This window comes from Chitiniphilus eburneus, assembly GCF_005048205.1.
GTDB classification, from domain to species: Bacteria; Pseudomonadota; Gammaproteobacteria; order Burkholderiales; family Chitinibacteraceae; genus Chitiniphilus; species Chitiniphilus eburneus.
In genome coordinates this window covers 1-5,404 of the sequence record NZ_SUMF01000061.1, presented here as the reverse complement: position 1 = coordinate 5,404, position 5,404 = coordinate 1, and the positions used below count along the sequence as shown (strand labels likewise).

Annotated in this window: 5 protein-coding genes; 4 read left to right on the top strand and 1 reads right to left on the bottom strand. The window is 64.7% G+C overall.

Annotated elements, in window-relative coordinates; genetic code table 11:
• Positions 1–1,576, top strand: a 1,576-nt coding sequence (locus tag FAZ21_RS19785) for a penicillin-binding transpeptidase domain-containing protein (RefSeq protein ID WP_136775151.1), incomplete at its 5' end; no start/stop codon positions are given.
• Positions 1,577–1,874: 298 nt separating this feature from the next.
• Here FAZ21_RS19785 and FAZ21_RS19780 read toward each other — a convergent pair.
• The gene (locus FAZ21_RS19780) at positions 1,875–2,573 is read right to left on the bottom strand and encodes a pirin family protein (protein WP_136775150.1); all 699 of its coding nucleotides are present in this window, start codon (positions 2,571–2,573) and stop codon (positions 1,875–1,877) included.
• Between the two features lie 112 nt (positions 2,574–2,685).
• Between FAZ21_RS19780 and FAZ21_RS19775 the strand changes: the two genes are divergently transcribed.
• From FAZ21_RS19775 to FAZ21_RS19765, 3 genes are all read left to right on the top strand, one after another.
• Positions 2,686–3,618, top strand: coding sequence for a LysR family transcriptional regulator (locus FAZ21_RS19775; protein ID WP_136775149.1), 933 nt, complete (start codon positions 2,686–2,688; stop codon positions 3,616–3,618).
• 421 nt (positions 3,619–4,039) lie between these two features.
• A complete protein-coding gene (locus tag FAZ21_RS19770; protein WP_136775148.1) occupies positions 4,040–4,894 on the top strand; it encodes a carbohydrate-binding protein in 855 nt (284 codons plus the stop codon).
• Positions 4,895–4,903: 9 nt separating this feature from the next.
• Positions 4,904–5,404, top strand: a 501-nt coding sequence (locus FAZ21_RS19765; RefSeq protein ID WP_136775147.1) for a hypothetical protein, incomplete at its 3' end; no start/stop codon positions are given.

The window sequence follows — 5,404 nt, the reverse complement described above, 5'->3', positions numbered from 1 at the left end:
GGCCGAGCGGCTGCGGCAGGCGGCGCGGCGCGGTGCGCGCCAGCCGGGCAAGCGCCGCGTGATCGTCAGTACGCTGGACGCCGACATCCAGGCCACGGTCGAGCGCATGCTGCTGGATCGGCTGGGCCAGTTGCCGCCCAAGGTGTCGATGGCGGTGCTGGTGATGGAGAACACCAGCCTGGCGGTGCGCGGCTACGCCGGATCGGCCGACTTCGCCGACAACAAGCGCTTCGCCCACGTGGACATGGTGCGCGGCATCCGCTCGCCCGGTTCCACGCTCAAGCCCTTCCTCTACGCGATGGCGCTGGACCAGGGGCTGGTGCATTCCGAAAGCCTGCTCACCGACGCGCCGCAATCGTTCGGCGGCTACCAGCCGGGCAACTTCCAGGCGGCGTTCAGCGGCCCGGTCAGCGTGGCGGACGCGCTGCAACGCTCGCTCAACGTGCCGGCGGTGGATCTGCTTGACCACGTGGGGCCGCAGGCGTTTGCCACGCAACTGGCAAAAGGGGGCGTCAAGCTGCGTATGCAGCGCGGCGCGGCGCCCAATCTCAGCCTGATCCTGGGCGGCGGCGGCACCACGCTGGAAGAACTGGTCGGCGGCTATCGCGCGCTGGCGGCCGGCGGCATGGCCGGCATCCCCCGGCTCAGCCCCGACGCGCCACGGCGCGAAGCACGGTTGATGAGCCCCGGTGCGGCGTGGATCGTACGCGATATCCTGGAAAGCGGCGGCCGGCCGGATCGGCCGTTCCAGTCCGGCCCGCTGCAACTGGCGTGGAAGACCGGCACCAGCTTCGGTTTTCGCGATGCCTGGGCGGTGGGCGTCACCGATGGCTACACCATCGGCGTGTGGGTCGGCCGTCCCGACGGCACGCCCAATCCCGGCTTCTTCGGCGCCAACATTGCTGCGCCCTTGCTCAAGGACCTGGCCGCTGCATTGCCCACTGTGCCCGGCGCCCGCCGCGCGCCGCGCCCGACCAGCGTCACGCCGGCGGCGATCTGCTGGCCGCTGGGACAACTGGCCGCCGACACGCCGCCCGCGTTCTGCCACGAAAAGCGCACCGCGTGGTTGCTGGCCGGCACCGCGCCGCCAACGCTGCCGGATCGTGCCCGCTCCGGCGGGCTGGTGGAAACGATCTGGCTCGATCCAGAACGCAAGCTGCGCGTCACGCCCGCCTGCGCGGCGAACGCCGTATCGCAACGTATCGCGCGCTGGCCGTTGTGGCTGGAACCGTGGCTGGACCCGGCCGTGGCCGCGCGTTACGCCCCGCCGCGCTGGGCCCCCGGTTGCGCCCCGGCCGGTGCCACTACCTCGTTGCGCATCGTCGGCGTCGATCCGGGCAGCGTGCTGCGCCCGGCAGCGGGCCGGCAGAGCGCCATCGTGGACGTTGGCACGCTGGGTGCGGCCGGCACCGTGTACTGGCTGCGCGACGGCGAACTGGCCGGTGACAGCGCGCCGGGGCGCCCGCTGCGGCTGGAGTTCAAGCAGAACGGCCGTGTTCGGCTGACCGCGCTGGACGGAGGCGGGCGTTTCGACCGGGTGGAAGTGGTGGTGGCGGGCGTCGGCGCGGCGCAGTAGCGCGGGGTGCGGCGGCGAGAGTCGAACCTGCGGCCAAGTATGCAGTGCGAGGGCTTGATCCACGGTAGGGGGAGGCCAGCGTGGCGGCTGACAATGCGGTGGCGCTGGCGTGCTTCGCCCACCTGGGCTAGGCACGCGCCGCGCCGCGCCGCGCCGCGCTGCCGGACGAGGCGGGCATGATCGACCACCGCTTCATCCGTGCCCTCTATGTGTGAAAAGGGCGTGCCGCAAGGCACGCCCTTTTCACAGGTATCGGCTGTCAGCACCTGAGGTGCCGGCTATGCCGCCTCGACTGCGCTCAGGCCAGGTCGAACAGCAGCACCTCGGCCTGCCTGCCTTGGCGCAGTTCCAGACTGCTTTCCTCTTCCACCATCAGCGCATCGCCGGCTTGCAGCCGCTGGCCATCGACCTCGATCTCGCCGCGCGCCACGTGCAGGTAGACGCCGCGCCCCGGCTGCATCACGTACTGCACGTGCTCGTCGCCGTCGAACAGGCCAATGTAGAGCCGCGCGTCCTGGTGCAGCCGCACCGAGCCGTCGGCGCCGTCCGGGCTGGCCACCAGCCGCAGCCGGCCACGCTTTTCCGCCTCGTCGAAGATCTTTTCCTCATACGACGGCGCCAGACCGCGTGCCTCGGGAATGATCCATATCTGGAGGAAGTGCACCGGGTCGCTATTCGACGGGTTGAACTCGGAGTGCGTCACGCCGGTCCCCGCACTCATGCGCTGCACATTGCCCGGCCCGATCACGGAGGTGTTGCCCATGCTGTCGCGGTGCTGCAATTGCCCGGACAGCACGTAGCTGATGATTTCCATGTCACGGTGCGAATGCGTGCCGAAGCCCATGCCCGCTTGTACCCGGTCCTCGTTGATCACACGCAGCGCGCCGAACTGCATATGGGCGGGATCGTGGTAATCGGCGAAGGAAAAACTGTGCCGCGATTGCAACCAGCCGTGGTCGGCGGCACCGCGATCGTTGGCTTTGCGCAGGTAACGCATCATAATCTCCTTCTGTTGTTTGCTATCTGTAAAGCGATGATATTCCTTGGTATTTGCGATTGATAGCGAACAGTTTGCAATTACTCGTTCAAATCGGTTGAAGGTTATCGACATGCTCAGGCTGAACCTGGAAGCCCTGGAAATCCTGGATGCCATCGTGCGCAAGGGCAGCTTTGCCGCCGCCGCCGACGAAGTGCACCGCGTGCCTTCCGCTGTGACCTACATGGTCAAGAAGCTGGAGGACGAACTGGGCGTGCAGTTGTTCGACCGCAGCGGTCACCGCGCCAAGCTGACCGAAGCCGGGCAGACGCTGCTGGACGAGGGCCGCCACCTGCTGCGTGCGGCGGGCGACCTGGAATGCCGGGTGCGGCGCGTGGCCACCGGGTGGGAAACCGAACTGAACGTAGCGCTGGACGGCCTGCTGCCGATGGAACTGCTGCACCCCATCGTGCGCGATTTCGACTTGCTCGATTCCGGCACCCGGCTGCGCTTCTCGCGCGAAGTGCTGGCTGGCATGTGGGACGCACTACTGGACCATCGCGCCGACCTGGCGGTGGGCGTATCCGGCGAAGGCCCGCATGGCGGCGGCTATGCCACCCGCGCGCTGGGCGAGGTGGACTTCGTATTCGCCGTCGCGCCGGGCCACCCGCTGGCGCAGGCGAAGCAGCCGTTGTCCGCCAACCAGATTCAGCAGCACCGCGTGGTGGCGATGGCCGATACCTCTCGCACCTTGCTGCCGCGCAACGTTGGCATTCTCAGCGGCCAGGAAATCTTCACCGTGCCCGATATCCAGGCCAAGCTATCGGCGCAGATCGCCGGCCTGGGCTGCGGCTACCTGCCGCGCTGCCTGGCCATGCCCTACATCGAGGCTGGCAGCCTGGTGGCGCTGACGGTGGAGGAACACAAAGAACCCGCCGTGCTGTACGCCGCCTGGCGTACCACCGGCCTGGGCCGCGCGCACAAGTGGTGGATCAACCGGCTTTCTGAAGATCGTGCCATCGGCGAATGGCTGGCGCAGTACCGGGAAGACGCGACATCCTCTTGAAAATCGGCGGCAGATTTCTTTCTTAATGCTGACTTTTTGTGGCTGCTTCTTACCTATCCCGCAATGGCCGCGTTGATGCCCCGTTGCGCGCCTCACGCGTGAGCGTGCCCTGATTTGCCGATTGCACTCGGCGGCGTTCGGCCCGCAAAAGGGGCGCCGTGCCTGGCGAAGCGGCGAGCGGGGTAGGGTGAGACGACTTACGCCCCGATGCCTGCCGACGCATCCAAACCCTACCTTGGGGTAAACTGTCAAATTATATTTGTAAGAAATTTAGGTGGTTTTTCTATAAAAATTTTTTGGTGTGTGTAAAAAAGCACGGGTATAGTCGGCGCTTCCGACTGACCGGCACAGGACAGCGGCACCACTGGGAACACGACCGTACATGTCGCGATGCCTTGGCATCGACCCAGGAGATCGACCGATGCACCGTACCGCCATCCCCCTGCTCACCGCCTGCCTGCTTACCCCCCTGGCGTGGGCCACCCCACCGCTGCCCGAATGGCGCGAAAGCGACGGCTACCTGATCGGCGTGGTCGTGCAATACCAAGGCCAGACCTACCGCGCACTGCAATCGCACACCGCGCAAAAAGGCGCCAACTGGAACCCCGCATCCACCCCCGCGCTATGGCAACTGCACCACGGCCCGGTACAACGCTGCGCCCCCTGGCAAGCCGGCTACAGCTACGCCCTGGGCGACCAGATTCGTTTCGAAGGCGACTACTACCGCGCCCGCCAGGCGCATACCGCCCACAAAGGCACCGAATGGCAGCCGCCGCGCGTGCCAGCACTGTGGCAACCAATCCAACAATGCGAAGCCGTCACCCCGATCCCACCGGGCAACACCGACACCATCAACGGCATCAAAGTCCCGCCCGATCCCGGCGCGGCCGGCCGCAAAACGCTGGCCGGCATCGACGCCGACCACGACGGCGTACGCGATGACGTACAGCGCTTTTTAGCGCAGGAAGTGGGCCAGCACCCGGCGCGGTTCAAGTATGCGATGGAATCCGCACGGATAACCCAACAGGAAATTTTGGCCGCGAGCGGAAATGATCGAGAAAAGGCAAGAGACCTCTTTAAACAAGGAGATATGCCATCAAGCTGCTTTGAAAGGACTTATGGCCCAACAAAAGAATATGAATGGAGGCTGAAGTTCCATAAAAAATTGTCCGCTTTACATTCAAATACCCCTGAACGTATGGCTGCAAATAAAAAGGGGGACGAGTTAATTGGCGGAATGATGTTTCGCTCCCCGCTTCGCTATCAGTGCGATTAAGGAGAGGATATGAAAGCCAAAATTCTAGTTGTCGGATTGTTTTTTGCAGGCAATTCTTGGGCAGAATTAAATCAATGTGATCAAATTCCTGTCGTGGTTCATATCAACGGCATAACTACCCCGCGTGCTGAAGCAAGAAAAAGTAAAGATATGATCCAGCTTGCTTTGGAACAAAAGCTTGGCCACTCCGTTCAAACCGACCTTGCCTACAACCAAACCCACGGCTTCTTCGCCGACATCGCCCAGACCTTCTACCAGCTCAGCCAACAGAACCCCGATACCGCTCCCGAACAAATCGCTGAGGCGCTGCTCTACGGCAATGCGCCCGAAGGCATGGATGCCCGCGTGGCCGAAGCGGCGATCCGCTATTACCAGGCCAAGGCCGAGCAGGCTGCCCTGGCGCAACTGACGCTGGATGAGGAAGGCGAAATCCTGCGCGATATCCGCCGTGCCACCGCTGAGGCCGACAAGGTGCTGCTGGTGCCGCATTCGCAGGGCAATCTGTTTGCC

What these genes read in the sequence shown, in the direction of transcription:
- FAZ21_RS19775 (WP_136775149.1), top strand. Translation starts at nt 2,686, where the DNA reads ATGCTCAGGCTGAACCTGGAAGCCCTGGAAATCCTGGATGCCATCGTG.
- FAZ21_RS19780 (WP_136775150.1), bottom strand. Translation starts at nt 2,573, where the DNA reads ATGCGTTACCTGCGCAAAGCCAACGATCGCGGTGCCGCCGACCACGGC.
- FAZ21_RS19770 (WP_136775148.1), top strand. Translation starts at nt 4,040, where the DNA reads ATGCACCGTACCGCCATCCCCCTGCTCACCGCCTGCCTGCTTACCCCC.